The organism is Citrobacter freundii complex sp. CFNIH4, assembly GCF_002934505.1.
GTDB classification, from domain to species: Bacteria; Pseudomonadota; Gammaproteobacteria; order Enterobacterales; family Enterobacteriaceae; genus Citrobacter; species Citrobacter freundii.
This window is the reverse complement of record NZ_CP026231.1, coordinates 4,503,994-4,518,313: the sequence shown is the minus strand read 5'-3', so window position 1 is coordinate 4,518,313 and position 14,320 is coordinate 4,503,994. Positions and strand designations below refer to the sequence as shown.

The following is a 14,320-nucleotide window of genomic DNA, read 5'->3' as shown; positions in this document are numbered from 1 at the left end:
GCATGAAATGGTTTAACACCTTAAGCCACAACCGCTGGCTGGAACAAGAAACCGATCGCATCTTTAACTTTGGTAAGAACGCGGCGGTGCCCACCGGGTTTGGTTGGTTAGGAAACAGTGGTCAGGTCAGAGCGGATATGGGAACACATCTGTGGATCACCGCCCGCATGCTGCACGTCTATTCCGTTGCCGCCTCCATGGGTCGCCCAGGTGCATATCAACTCGTCGACCACGGCATTAAGGCGCTGAACGGCGCGCTACGCGACACACGCTACGGCGGTTGGTACGCCTGCGTCAATGACGAAGGCGTGATGGATGCCTCCAAGCAGGGTTATCAGCATTTCTTCGTTTTACTTGGCGCGGCAAGCGCGGTCACTACCGGTCATCCACAGGCCAGAAAATTGCTGGATGACGCCATCGAGGTGATTGAGAAGTACTTCTGGAGCGAAGACGAACAAATGTGCCTGGAGTCCTGGGACGAAGCCTTCAGCCAGACAGAAGATTATCGCGGCGGCAACGCTAACATGCACGCGGTCGAGGCTTTCCTGATCGTGTATGACGTTACTCATGACCGTAAATGGCTCGATCGCGCACTGCGTATCGCTTCGGTGATTATTCACGACGTGGCCCGTAGCGGGGAGTACCGCGTCAATGAACACTTCGATTCACAGTGGAACCCAATCCGCGATTACAACAAGGACAACCCAGCTCACCGTTTCCGCGCCTACGGTGGCACGCCGGGTCACTGGATCGAGTGGGGCCGCCTGATGCTGCATCTGCATGCTGCGCTGGAAGCTCGCTTTGAAACGCCTCCTGCCTGGCTGCTGGAAGATGCAAAAGGACTTTTCCACGCCACTATCCGCGACGCCTGGGCACCGGACGGCGCAGACGGTTTTGTCTATTCGGTGGATTGGGACGGCAAACCGATCGTTCGCGAAAGAGTGCGCTGGCCGATAGTCGAAGCGATGGGTACCGCCTACGCCCTGTACACCCTCACAGGCGACAGCCAGTACGAAGCCTGGTACCAGAAATGGTGGGATTACTGCATCACCTACCTGATGGATTACGAGACCGGTTCATGGTGGCAAGAGCTGGACACCGATAACAAGGTGACCACCAAAGTCTGGGACGGCAAGCAGGATATTTATCACCTGCTGCACTGCCTGGTGATCCCACGTCTGCCGCTGGCTCCGGGCCTTGCTCCGGCTGTTGCCGCCGGTCTGCTGGATATCAACGCTAAATAAGTAACAAGGTGGGCTGCCATGCATAGCGGTGGAAAAACCATTCATCTTCAGGCCGGACACTACCAGGCGAAAATCGTCACGGTTGGCGCTGGGCTAGCAGAATTGACGCACCGTGGGCGTCATATCGTTATTCCCCACAAACCGGAAGAAATGCCGCTGGCACACTTGGGGAAAGTGTTAATCCCCTGGCCAAACCGCGTTGTAGACGGCAGCTATCACTATAACGGCAAGGATTACCAGCTTGCCGTTAACGACTCAGTGTCACATACCGCCATTCATGGGTTACTGGCCTGGCGGGACTGGCAGATTAACCAGCAGTCGGCATCGGAAGTGTCGCTGACGATTTTTCTGCCGCCTTCTTATGGTTATCCCTTCGCGCTGGTTTCAGAGGTGATTTACCGACTGGAGGCAACCCGTGGACTGCACGTTTTTATCCGCACACAGAATGTGGGTGACGAAATCGCGCCGTATGGCGCGGGAGCACATCCCTATTTGACCTGCAATCTGCAACCCATTGATGACTGTGAATTAACACTCCCGATGAGTGAAGAAACATGTGATGAACGATATTTCACCACGCCGCAACGCATTGCACAGACCGCTATCGATCATACGTTCAGGACTCTGCCACCTGACGCTGAGTGGGAAGTCAGGATGACCAGCCCATCGCAAAACATGTCCACTTTTTTACGCAGCCACCAGCCCTGGTTGCAAGTGTATACCGGCGAAAAATTAGCACGGCGCGGCCTGGCGGTTGAACCGATGACCTGCCCGCCCGACGCCTATAACTCCGGAATAAGCCTGATTCATCTCGCGCCCGGAGAACAACATCAGATGCATTTTTTAATCGGCAGTGAATAACAGATTTCCGACAAATTACCGAATTACCCTATTTTTACGGAGACGACAATGAATTCGCTACAACAACGGTCAACCGCCATAGAACTCACATCATTACCTGGTGGATTTGCTTTAACGTACCACCAGCGCCTGATTTTACGCCACAGCACAGAAACGCCCTGCCTGTGGGTCGGCGCTGGCGTTGCCGACATTGACATGTTTCGCGGCAACTTCAGCATTAAAGACAGGCTCAATGAGAAGATTGCTCTAACTGGCGCCACGGTAAGCGAGTCCCCAGACGGCTGGCGGGTGCATTTCAGCCGCGGTGATACCATCAACGCCACGCTGCATATTTCCACCGATGAACAGGGTCGCCTGAAGCTGGATCTGCACAACGGCGATCTCAACCATAACCGCATCTGGCTGCGTCTGGCCGCCAGGGCGGACGATCATATTTACGGCTGTGGCGAACAGTTCTCTTATTTCGACTTACGCGGTAAGCCGTTCCCGCTGTGGACCAGCGAACAAGGCGTGGGCCGAAACAAAAACAGCTATGTCACTTGGCAAGCCGACTGTAAAGAGAACGCCGGTGGCGACTACTATTGGACCTTCTTCCCACAGCCGACCTTCGTCAGCACGCAGAAGTACTACTGCCACGTTGATAACAGTTGCTATATGAATTTCGACTTCAGCGCGCCGGAGTATCACGAACTGGCGCTGTGGGAGGACAAAACCACCCTGCGCTTTGAGTGCGCTGATACCTACATCTCTCTGCTGGAAAAACTGACTGCGCTGTTAGGACGCCAGCCGGAGCTGCCGGACTGGATCTACGATGGCGTCACGCTCGGTATTCAGGGCGGTACTGAGGTTTGCCAGAGCAAACTGGACACCATGCGTAACGCAGGCGTGAAAGTAAACGGCATCTGGGCGCAGGACTGGTCCGGGATCCGCATGACCTCCTTTGGCAAGCGCGTGATGTGGAACTGGAAGTGGAACAGCGACAATTATCCGCAGTTGGATAGCCGTATTAAGCAATGGAAAGAAGAAGGCGTGCAGTTCCTCTCCTACATCAACCCGTATGTTGCCAGCGATAAAGATCTCTGTGCCGAAGCGGCCAAACACGGTTATCTGGCGAAAGATGCATCCGGCGGCGATTACCTCGTAGAGTTTGGCGAGTTTTACGGCGGCGTGGTCGATCTGACCAACCCGGAAGCCTACGACTGGTTCAAAGAGGTCATCAAGAAAAACATGATCGAACTGGGCTGCGGCGGCTGGATGGCAGATTTTGGCGAATACCTGCCGACAGATACGTATCTGCACAACGGCGTCAGCGCCGAGATCATGCACAACGCCTGGCCCGCACTGTGGGCGAAATGTAACTACGAAGCGCTACAGGAGACCGGCAAACTCGGCGAGATCCTGTTCTTTATGCGTGCGGGTTACACCGGCAGCCAGAAATACTCCACCATGATGTGGGCGGGCGATCAGAACGTGGACTGGAGCCTTGACGACGGTCTGGCTTCCGTCGTTCCTGCAGCGCTGTCGCTGGCGATGACCGGTCACGGTCTGCACCACAGCGATATCGGCGGCTACACCACCCTGTTTGACATGAAACGCAGCAAAGAACTGCTGCTGCGCTGGTGTGACTTCAGCGCCTTCACGCCGATGATGCGTACCCACGAGGGTAACCGCCCAGGCGATAACTGGCAGTTTGATGGTGATGCTGAAACCATCGCCCACTTTGCACGAATGACCGCCGTGTTTACCACCCTGAAACCGTATCTCAAACAGGCCGTCGCGCAAAACAGCGCTACCGGTCTGCCGGTGATGCGCCCGCTGTTCCTGCATTACGAAGACGATGCGCGTACCTATACCCTGAAATATCAGTATCTGCTGGGACAAGATCTTTTGGTCGCGCCGGTTCACGAGCAAGGCAAGTCCGACTGGACCCTGTATCTGCCGGAAGATAGCTGGATAAATGTCTGGACCGGGGAAACCTATCAGGGCGGTGAAATTACCGTGGATGCGCCGATTGGCAAGCCTCCGGTGTTTTATCGCGCGAAGAGTGAATGGGCGTCACTGTTTGCCACTTTACGCAACATCTAATACGGCTCGCCCGTGGGGAGACTCACGGGCACATGGAGAATAATAATGAGTCAGACTTCTTCTAATCCGGCAACCCTACGCTTGCCGTTCAAAGAAAAACTCGCCTATGGGATGGGTGATTTAGGTTCCAATATCCTGCTGGACATAGGTACGCTCTATTTACTCAAGTTTTATACCGATGTTCTTGGTTTACCTGGAACTTATGGCGGTATCATTTTCCTTATCGCCAAGTTTTTTACCGCGTTTACTGATATGGGGACTGGGATTATGCTCGACTCGCGCCGCAAAATCGGCCCGAAAGGCAAATTCCGCCCGTTCGTTCTGTATGCCGCATTTCCAGTGACGCTGCTGGCGATTGCGAACTTTGTCGGTACACCATTTGAAGTCACCGGTAAAACGGTGATGGCAACGGTACTGTTTATGCTGTACGGACTGTTCTTCAGTATGATGAACTGCTCTTACGGTGCGATGGTCCCCGCGATCACCAAAAACCCGGACGAACGCGCCTCGCTGGCTGCCTGGCGACAGGGCGGAGCCACTCTTGGCCTGCTGCTGTGCACCGTCGGTTTTGTGCCAGTAATGAACCTGATCGAAGGCAACTCACAGTTGGGCTATATCTTCGCTGCCACCTTATTCTCTCTGTTCGGCTTGCTGTTTATGTGGCTGTGCTATGCCGGGGTTAAAGAACGCTACGTGGAGGTGAAACCCGTTGATGCCGCGCAAAAACCGGGATTGCTGCAATCCTTCCGCGCCATCGCAGGTAATCGCCCGCTGTTTATTCTGTGCGTTGCCAACCTTTGCACACTTGGCGCGTTTAACGTCAAGCTGGCGATTCAGGTCTATTACACCCAGTACGTACTGAACGACCCGATCCTCCTTTCCTGGATGGGCTTTTTCAGCATGGGCTGTATCTTCATCGGCGTCTTCTTGATGCCGGGAATGGTCAGACGTTTCGGCAAGAAAAAGGTCTACATCGGCGGTTTGTTGATTTGGGTCGCGGGCGATCTGCTGAACTACTTCTTTGGCGGCGGTTCCGTCAGCTTTGTCGCTTTCTCGTGCCTGGCGTTCTTCGGCTCAGCATTCGTCAACAGCCTGAACTGGGCGCTGGTCTCCGACACGGTGGAATATGGCGAATGGCGTACCGGCGTACGTTCGGAAGGAACGGTATACACCGGCTTCACCTTCTTTCGTAAAGTGTCACAAGCGCTGGCAGGATTCTTCCCCGGCTGGATGCTGACGCAAATCGGCTACGTCCCCAACGTGGTGCAATCTGCCAGTACGGTCGAAGGGTTGCGTCAGCTGATCTTTATTTATCCCTGCGCGTTGGCGGTGATCACCATTGTAGCTATGGGCTGTTTCTACAACCTTAACGAGAAAATGTATGTCCGCATCGTTGAAGAGATAGAAGCGCGTAAACAAACCGTTTGATAATAATAATGAATAGCGCTCTACGGGGCGCTATTGAGGAGCGATTATGTCTTTTCATGATCCGCTAACGCTAAAACTGAGCCTGCGTGAAAAATTCGCCTACGGAGTGGGTGACTTCGGCTCAAATTTGATGCTGTGTATCGGCACGCTGTATCTGCTTAAATTTTATACCGATGAACTAGGGATGCCGGCCTGGTACGGTGGGATTATCTTTTTAGTAGCGAAGTTCTTCACCGCCTTCACCGATATTCTGACCGGCGTGTTGCTGGACTCAAGGCGTAATATTGGCGCAAAGGGGAAATTCAGACCCTTTATTTTGTATGCGTCATTTCCTGTCGCCGTCGTCGCCAGCGCGCAATTTTTAGCGACAGGCTTTACGCTAACGGTGAAAACGGGGCTGGCAACGGTGTTGTTCATGCTGTTCGGCCTGTTCTATAGCCTGATGAACTGTTCCTACGGCGCGATGGTGCCTGCAATTACTAAAAATCCACATGAACGCGCTCAGCTCGCCGCCTGGCGTCAGGGCGGCGCTACCGTAGGCCTGTTACTGTGTACCGTTGGCTTTATGCCGATTCAGGCGCTATTTGTCAGTTCGCCTTCGCTGGGGTATCTGATTGCCGCACTGCTCTTCTCTGTCTGCGGATTGTTCAGTATGTGGTGGTGCTTTAGCGGTGTGAAGGAACGCTATATCGAAATCGTGCCGGATCACCATAAACCCAGTATTCTCAAATCGTTCTGCGCCATTTTCCGTAACCCTCCACTACTGGTGCTATGTGTTGCCAACTTGTGCACGCTGGCGGCATTCAACATTAAGCTGGCGATTCAGGTGTATTACACCCAGTACGTGCTGAACGATATACATCTGCTGTCGTGGATGGGTTTCTTCAGCATGGGATGCATTCTGGTTGGGGTACTGCTGGTTCCCACAGCTGTAAAACGCTTCGGTAAAAAACAGGTTTACCTCGGCGGTCTGGCGCTATGGGCAATCGGCGATGTGCTGAACTTTTTCTGGGGCAGCACGTCATTTTTATTCGTGATGTTTTCTTGCATGGCCTTCTTCGGAACCGCTTTTGTTAACAGCCTGAACTGGGCGCTGGTTCCGGATACGGTCGATTATGGCGAATGGAAGACGGGGATCCGTGCGGAAGGTTCGGTATATACGGGTTATACCTTTTCTCGCAAAATTTCCGCGGCGCTCGCAGGCTTCCTGCCTGGGATTATGCTGACACAAATCGGTTATATCCCCAACATAGCCCAGAGCGATGCTACCCTGCTCGGTTTGCGTCAACTCATTTTTCTCTGGCCTTGCGGACTTGCAATTATTGCAGCACTCACAATGGGCTTCTTTTATAAACTCAACGAAACACGTTTTGCTTTTATTATTGAGGAAATCAGCCAACGGAAGAAAAACAACATCCAACCGGACCCTATTACCAATAAAAAGAATACCTCTGCTGTAAACGTATAAAAATAATAGCCGCCTATTCCATCCCAATGGATGGCGGCCTCCCTACGCTTAAAAAATGGATTTATCATGAAAAAATTAACGACAATAATTTTCTTATCCTCTGTGGTATCAACTTCTGCTTTCGCTGGAGCCTATGTAGAAAACCGCGAAGCATATAACCTGGCGTCCGATCAAATAGAGGTCATGATGCGCGTCGGCTATAACTCTGATATGGGTGCGGGCATCATGCTCACCAACACCTACACGATGCAACGCAAGGATGAGCTAAAACACGGCTATAACGAAATAGAGGGCTGGTACCCGTTATTTAAACCGACAGATAAATTAACAATCCAACCTGGCGGGCTAATAAACGATAAGAGTATTGGTTCTGGCGGTGCTGTTTATCTGGATGTTAACTATAAATTTACACCATGGTTTAATCTTACCGTGCGTAATCGATATAATCATAATAACTACAGTTCAACCGACCTGAACGGTGACCTGGATAATAATGATACCTATGAAATAGGTAACTACTGGAACTTTGCCATTACTGATAAATTTTCCTATACCTTTGAACCGCACTATTTTATGCGAGTCAATGACTTCAATAGCAGCAACGGAAAAGATCATCACTGGGAAATTACCAATACCTTTAAATATCGGATCAATGAACACTGGTTGCCCTACCTGGAATTACGCTGGTTAGATCGCAATGTTGAACCCTATCATCGCGAACAAAACCAGATTCGTGTTGGGGCAAAGTATTTCTTCTGATACTGCTGATGATAAAAAAAGCCGCTGATAATCAGCGGCTTTTTTATGCTTACCTGAGAAAGAGCGTTAATTACTCTTCTTTCGCGCCACGCATTGCACGGCGACGATCGTTTTCAGTCAGGTGACGCTTACGGATACGGATAGAGGTTGGGGTAACTTCTACCAGTTCGTCGTCATCGATGAATTCCAGAGCCTGCTCCAGAGTCATCTTAACCGGCGGAACCAGAACCGTTGCTTCGTCAGTACCGGACGCACGCATGTTGGTCAATTTCTTACCGGTCAGGCAGTTTACAGTCAGGTCGTTAGAGCGGCTGTGAATACCGATGATCTGGCCTTCGTAAACTTCAGCACCGTGACCCAGGAACAGCTTACCGCGGTCCTGCAGGCTGAACAGTGCGAACGCAACTGCTTTACCCTGGCCGTTGGAGATCAGTACGCCGTTCTGACGCTGACCCACATCACCCGCACGAACGTCGTCGTAGTGGCTGAAGGTGGAGTACAGCAGACCGGTACCGGAAGTCATGGTCATGAATTCTGAACGGAATCCGATCAGACCACGGCTTGGGATCACGTAGTCAAGACGTACGCGGCCTTTGCCATCTGGATTCATGTTTTTCAGGTCGCCTTTACGCTCACCCAGAGCCTGCATGACAGAACCCTGATGCTGCTCTTCGACGTCCAGCGTTACGTTTTCGAACGGCTCTTGTTTACGGCCATCGATTTCGCGGAAGATAACTTTCGGACGGGAAACCGCCATTTCGAAACCTTCACGACGCATGTTTTCAATCAGAACAGACAGGTGCAGCTCACCACGACCGGATACGCGGAACGCATCCGCATCTTCGGTTTCTTCAACGCGCAGCGCAACGTTGTGCACCAGCTCTTTGTTCAGGCGGTCAAGGATCTGACGAGAGGTAACATATTTACCTTCTTTACCACAGAACGGAGAGGTGTTTACGCAGAAGAACATGGTTACGGTCGGTTCATCAACGGACAGAGCCGGCAGCGCTTCGACGTTCTGCGGATCGCAGATGGTGTCGGAGATGTTCAGTTCGCCCAGACCGGTGATCGCGATGATATCGCCGGCTTCGGCAATATCGCTCTCGATACGTTCCAGACCCAGATGAGTCAGAACTTTACCGACTTTACCGTTACGGGTTTTGCCTTCGCTATCAATGATAGTGATCTGCTGGTTCGGTTTAACTTTACCGCGTTTAATGCGGCCGATACCGATTACGCCAACGTAGTTGTTGTAGTCCAGCTGAGAGATTTGCATCTGCAGCGGGCCATCAAGATCTACGTTCGGAGCCGGTACACGATCAACGATAGTCTGATACAGCGGAGTCATGTCTTCAGCCATATCTTCGTGATCCAGACCTGCGATACCGTTCAGCGCGGAAGCGTAAACGATCGGGAAGTCCAGCTGTTCGTCGGTAGCGTCGAGGTTAACGAACAGGTCGAATACCTGATCAACAACCCAGTCAGGACGCGCGCCAGGACGGTCAACTTTGTTGATAACAACAATTGGCTTCAGGCCATGGGCAAAGGCTTTTTTGGTCACGAAGCGCGTCTGCGGCATCGGACCATCCATTGCATCCACCACCAGCAGCACGGAGTCGACCATGGACATTACACGTTCAACTTCACCACCGAAGTCGGCGTGCCCCGGGGTATCAACGATGTTGATACGGTAGTCATTCCATTTGATAGCGGTGTTTTTAGCGAGGATGGTAATCCCACGCTCTTTCTCCAAATCGTTGGAGTCCATCACGCGCTCTTGGGTTTCAGCACGTGCATCGAACGTACCGGATTGTTGGAGCAGCTTGTCTACCAGGGTCGTTTTACCATGGTCTACGTGCGCGATGATGGCGATGTTACGCAAATTTTCGATCACAACTTTGCCTCAGGCATTTTAGAAATAGCGCGTTATTGTACACGGATTAATCGCAGTACAAAACAGGATCACAAACATCCTCCGCAAACAAGTATTGCAGAGTTTCTTTGTGATCACATTCACGGAGCGTTAAAAGGGGTAATCTGACATGCTCTGCACCAATATGGTGCTTAATGTTCACATTAAAGCACTATAATGGTGCAATACAACCTTCATGGTGCAGCCCCTTTGCACGATAGTGCGCATGATAACGCCTTTTAGGGGCAATTTAAAAGTTGGCACAGATTTCGCTTTATATTTTTTACGGCGACACGGCCAATTTTTTGCAGAATTGAAGACTTCGTTACCACGACGACCATGACCAATCCGGGAGAGTAAGTATGTCCGCTGAACACGTTTTGACGATGCTGAACGAACACGAAGTGAAGTTTGTTGATTTACGCTTCACTGATACCAAAGGTAAAGAACAGCACGTCACTATTCCTGCTCATCAGGTAAATGCCGAATTCTTTGAAGAAGGCAAAATGTTTGACGGCTCCTCAATCGGTGGCTGGAAAGGCATTAACGAATCAGACATGGTTCTGATGCCAGATGCGTCGACTGCACTCATCGACCCGTTCTATGAAGAGTCTACCCTGATCATCCGTTGCGATATCCTGGAACCGGGTACGCTGCAGGGCTATGACCGCGACCCGCGCTCCATCGCAAAACGCGCTGAAGAGTATCTGCGTTCTACCGGCATCGCAGACACCGTTCTGTTCGGGCCAGAGCCAGAATTCTTCCTGTTTGACGACATCCGTTTCGGCGCGTCTATTTCCGGTTCCCATGTGGCAATCGATGACATCGAAGGCGCATGGAACTCCTCCACCAAATACGAAGGTGGTAACAAAGGTCACCGTCCTGGTGTGAAAGGCGGTTACTTCCCGGTTCCTCCGGTAGATTCTTCTCAGGACATCCGTTCTACCATGTGTCTGATCATGGAAGAGATGGGCCTGGTTGTTGAAGCGCATCACCACGAAGTGGCGACCGCTGGCCAGAACGAAATCGCGACCCGCTTTAACACTATGACCAAAAAAGCGGACGAAATTCAGATCTACAAATACGTTGTGCACAACGTTGCGCACCGTTTCGGTAAAACCGCGACCTTTATGCCAAAACCGATGTTCGGTGATAACGGTTCCGGTATGCACTGCCACATGTCCCTGTCCAAGAACGGCGTAAACCTGTTCTCTGGTGACAAATATGCGGGTCTGTCTGAGCAGGCGCTGTTCTACATCGGCGGTGTAATCAAGCACGCTAAAGCGATCAACGCCCTGGCTAACCCGACCACCAACTCCTATAAGCGTCTGGTCCCAGGCTACGAAGCGCCGGTAATGCTGGCTTACTCTGCCCGTAACCGTTCTGCTTCTATCCGTATTCCGGTTGTTGCTTCTCCGAAAGCGCGTCGTATTGAAGTGCGTTTCCCGGACCCGGCTGCTAACCCGTACCTGTGCTTCGCAGCACTGCTGATGGCTGGTCTTGACGGTATCAAGAACAAGATCCACCCGGGCGAAGCCATGGACAAAAACCTGTACGACCTGCCGCCGGAAGAAGCGAAAGAGATCCCACAGGTTGCTGGTTCTCTGGAAGAAGCACTGAAAGAACTGGATCTGGACCGTGAGTTCCTGACTGCAGGCGGCGTGTTCACCAATGAAGCGATCGATGCGTATATTACGCTGCGTCGCGAAGAAGATGACCGTGTGCGTATGACTCCGCACCCGGTAGAGTTTGAGCTGTACTACAGCGTTTAATCGTTTGAGTTGCCGTGGAAATTTTAGCCTGCTCAGGCAGGCTTGAGATCGATGGCGAATGATAAGACGCCTGATGGCGCAAGCTTATCAGGCCTACCGGTAACATCACCTTGTAGGCCGGATAAAGCAAAGCCGCCATCCGGCATCTGCGTTTGCCAGTCATCTGTAGCCCATCCCAGGATGGGCTTTTTTCTCCACTAACAACCTGCTTTCTCGCGCTTTTTTGATGTAAAAAGCTATAATGCACTAAATTGGTGCAACACTTTTCAGGAGACTGCTGAATGGCAACCGGCACGCTGCCCGATGCTGGGCAGATCCTCAATTCTTTAATCAACAGCATCTTACTCGTCGACGATGAGCTGGCGGTACATTACGCCAACCCGGCGGCACAGCAGCTGCTCGCCCAAAGCTCCCGCAAACTGTTTGGTACACCGCTTCCCGATCTGTTGAGTTATTTCTCCTTAAACATCGGACTGATGCGAGAGAGCCTGGAAGCAGGCCAGGGCTTTACGGATAACGAAGTGACGCTGGTGATAGACAGCCACTCACATATCCTGTCAGTGACCGCTCAGAGGCTGCCTGATGGCCTTATCCTGCTGGAGATGGCGCCAATGGATAACCAGCGCCGTCTGAGTCAGGAGCAGCTCCAGCACGCCCAGCAGATTGCCGCCCGCGATCTGGTGCGCGGTCTGGCGCACGAAATCAAGAACCCTTTAGGTGGATTACGCGGCGCAGCGCAGCTACTCAGCAAAGCGCTTCCGGACCCGGCGCTGACCGAATATACCAAAGTCATTATTGAGCAGGCCGACCGCCTGCGTAATCTGGTCGACCGTCTGCTGGGACCACAACAACCTGGCATGCATGTCACTGAAAGTATTCACAAGGTGGCGGAGCGCGTGGTGGCGCTGGTCTCAATGGAGCTCCCGGAAAACGTCACGCTGATTCGTGATTACGACCCGAGTCTGCCCGAACTACTGCACGATCCGGACCAGATCGAGCAGGTTCTGTTAAACATCGTGCGCAATGCTTTGCAGGCGCTGGGAGCGGAAGGCGGTGAGATCATTCTGCGTACCCGCACCGCGTTTCAGCTCACGCTGCACGGCGTACGTTATCGCCTGGCGGCACGGATTGATGTTGAGGACAACGGTCCGGGTATTCCCTCGCATTTGCAGGACACGCTGTTCTACCCAATGGTCAGCGGTCGCGAAGGCGGTACTGGGCTTGGATTATCCATCGCCCGCAATTTAATTGATCAACATTCCGGCAAAATTGAATTTACCAGTTGGCCGGGTCATACCGAGTTCTCGGTTTACCTGCCTATCAGGAAATAAGGTGACGTTTATGCAACGAGGAATAGTCTGGGTCGTTGATGACGATAGTTCCATCCGTTGGGTGCTTGAACGTGCGCTCGCAGGGGCAGGGCTAAGCTGTACCACATTTGAAAGTGGTAAAGAGGTGCTGGACGCGCTGGCCAGCAAAACGCCTGACGTACTGTTGTCGGATATTCGCATGCCGGGCATGGACGGTCTGACGCTGTTAAAACAGATTAAACAGCGGCATCCGATGCTTCCGGTCATCATAATGACCGCGCACTCCGATCTGGATGCTGCCGTCAGCGCCTATCAGCAAGGGGCGTTTGATTATCTGCCCAAACCTTTTGATATTGATGAAGCCGTGGCGCTGGTCGAACGTGCCATCAGCCATTATCAGGAACAGCAGCAGCCGCGCAATGTTCAGATCAACGGCCCAACAACCGACATCATCGGCGAAGCGCCGGCAATGCAGGACGTCTTTCGCATTATTGGCCGCCTGTCCCGATCGTCAATCAGCGTATTGATTAACGGGGAGTCCGGGACCGGTAAAGAGCTGGTCGCCCATGCGCTGCACCGTCATAGCCCGCGCGTCAAAGCGCCGTTTATCGCCCTGAACATGGCGGCAATCCCAAAAGATTTGATCGAATCTGAGCTGTTTGGTCATGAGAAAGGCGCGTTTACCGGGGCGAATACCATTCGTCAGGGGCGCTTTGAACAGGCCGACGGCGGTACGCTATTTCTCGATGAAATAGGTGATATGCCGCTGGACGTGCAAACGCGTTTATTGCGCGTATTAGCCGATGGACAGTTTTACCGCGTTGGCGGCTATGCGCCCGTGAAGGTGGACGTACGTATTATCGCCGCCACGCACCAGAATCTGGAACTACGCGTACAGGAAGGCAAATTCCGCGAGGACTTATTCCATCGTCTGAACGTCATCCGCGTGCATTTGCCGCCGCTGCGTGAACGTCGGGAAGATATCCCACGTCTGGCGCGCCATTTCCTGCAGGAGGCCGCGCACGAACTGGGGGTTGAAGCCAAACAATTACACCCGGAGACCGAGGCGGCGCTGACCCGTCTGGCCTGGCCGGGTAACGTGCGTCAGCTTGAGAACACCTGCCGCTGGTTAACCGTCATGGCCGCCGGCCAGGAAGTACTGATTCAGGACTTACCAGCCGAGCTGTTTGAAACCACCGTGCCTGACGCACCGTCCCATATGCAGCCAGACAGCTGGGCAACCCTGTTGGCACAGTGGGCAGACCGGGCCTTGCGTTCCGGTCATCAAAACCTGCTTTCTGAGGCTCAACCGGAAATGGAGCGCACGCTGTTGACCACCGCGCTACGTCATACCCAGGGGCACAAACAGGAAGCCGCACGCCTGCTTGGCTGGGGCCGTAATACCTTGACGCGTAAGTTAAAAGAACTCGGAATGGAGTGACGATTCGTCACTGTGTAAAGATTGATAATTGAGCGCAAAT

The 14,320-nt window shown here is 52.6% G+C and carries 10 protein-coding genes; 9 read left to right on the top strand and 1 reads right to left on the bottom strand.

Annotated features, from left to right (window positions below):
• Positions 1 to 2: 2 nt before the first annotated feature.
• The 6 genes from yihS to ompL all read left to right on the top strand — a co-directional run bounded on the left by yihS (position 3) and on the right by ompL (position 7,845).
• Positions 3 to 1,244 (top strand): sulfoquinovose isomerase, encoded by a 1,242-nt coding sequence (yihS, locus tag C2U41_RS23080; RefSeq protein ID WP_003028654.1) that lies wholly within the window; start codon positions 3 to 5, stop codon positions 1,242 to 1,244.
• 18 nt (positions 1,245 to 1,262) lie between these two features.
• Entirely contained in the window at positions 1,263 to 2,105 is an 843-nt protein-coding gene (locus tag C2U41_RS23075; RefSeq protein WP_071687350.1) for an aldose-1-epimerase, read from the top strand.
• Positions 2,106 to 2,153: 48 nt separating this feature from the next.
• Positions 2,154 to 4,190, top strand: a complete 2,037-nt coding sequence (locus tag C2U41_RS23070) for an alpha-glucosidase (protein ID WP_103848503.1) — start codon at positions 2,154 to 2,156, stop codon at positions 4,188 to 4,190.
• A gap of 45 nt (positions 4,191 to 4,235) precedes the next feature.
• Positions 4,236 to 5,618 (top strand): MFS transporter, encoded by a 1,383-nt coding sequence (locus C2U41_RS23065; RefSeq protein ID WP_003028647.1) that lies wholly within the window; start codon positions 4,236 to 4,238, stop codon positions 5,616 to 5,618.
• A 46-nt stretch (positions 5,619 to 5,664) separates the two neighbouring features.
• Complete coding sequence (locus C2U41_RS23060; protein ID WP_003028645.1) at positions 5,665 to 7,086, top strand: MFS transporter; 1,422 nt, start codon at positions 5,665 to 5,667, stop codon at positions 7,084 to 7,086.
• Positions 7,087 to 7,152: 66 nt separating this feature from the next.
• Positions 7,153 to 7,845, top strand: a complete 693-nt coding sequence (gene ompL / locus C2U41_RS23055; RefSeq protein WP_003028643.1) for a porin OmpL — start codon at positions 7,153 to 7,155, stop codon at positions 7,843 to 7,845.
• Positions 7,846 to 7,915: 70 nt separating this feature from the next.
• Here ompL and typA read toward each other — a convergent pair whose 3' ends face one another.
• The gene (gene typA, locus C2U41_RS23050) at positions 7,916 to 9,739 is read right to left on the bottom strand and encodes a ribosome-dependent GTPase TypA (RefSeq protein WP_003028641.1); all 1,824 of its coding nucleotides are present in this window, start codon (positions 9,737 to 9,739) and stop codon (positions 7,916 to 7,918) included.
• Between the two features lie 380 nt (positions 9,740 to 10,119).
• Between typA and glnA the strand changes: the two genes are divergently transcribed.
• From glnA to glnG, 3 genes are all read left to right on the top strand, one after another.
• Positions 10,120 to 11,529 (top strand): glutamate--ammonia ligase, encoded by a 1,410-nt coding sequence (glnA, locus tag C2U41_RS23040; protein WP_003028638.1) that lies wholly within the window; start codon positions 10,120 to 10,122, stop codon positions 11,527 to 11,529.
• A gap of 281 nt (positions 11,530 to 11,810) precedes the next feature.
• Complete coding sequence (gene glnL, locus C2U41_RS23035) at positions 11,811 to 12,860, top strand: nitrogen regulation protein NR(II) (RefSeq protein ID WP_003028636.1); 1,050 nt, start codon at positions 11,811 to 11,813, stop codon at positions 12,858 to 12,860.
• Positions 12,861 to 12,870: 10 nt separating this feature from the next.
• Positions 12,871 to 14,280, top strand: coding sequence for a nitrogen regulation protein NR(I) (gene glnG, locus C2U41_RS23030; protein ID WP_003028633.1), 1,410 nt, complete (start codon positions 12,871 to 12,873; stop codon positions 14,278 to 14,280).
• Positions 14,281 to 14,320 lie beyond the last annotated feature (40 nt).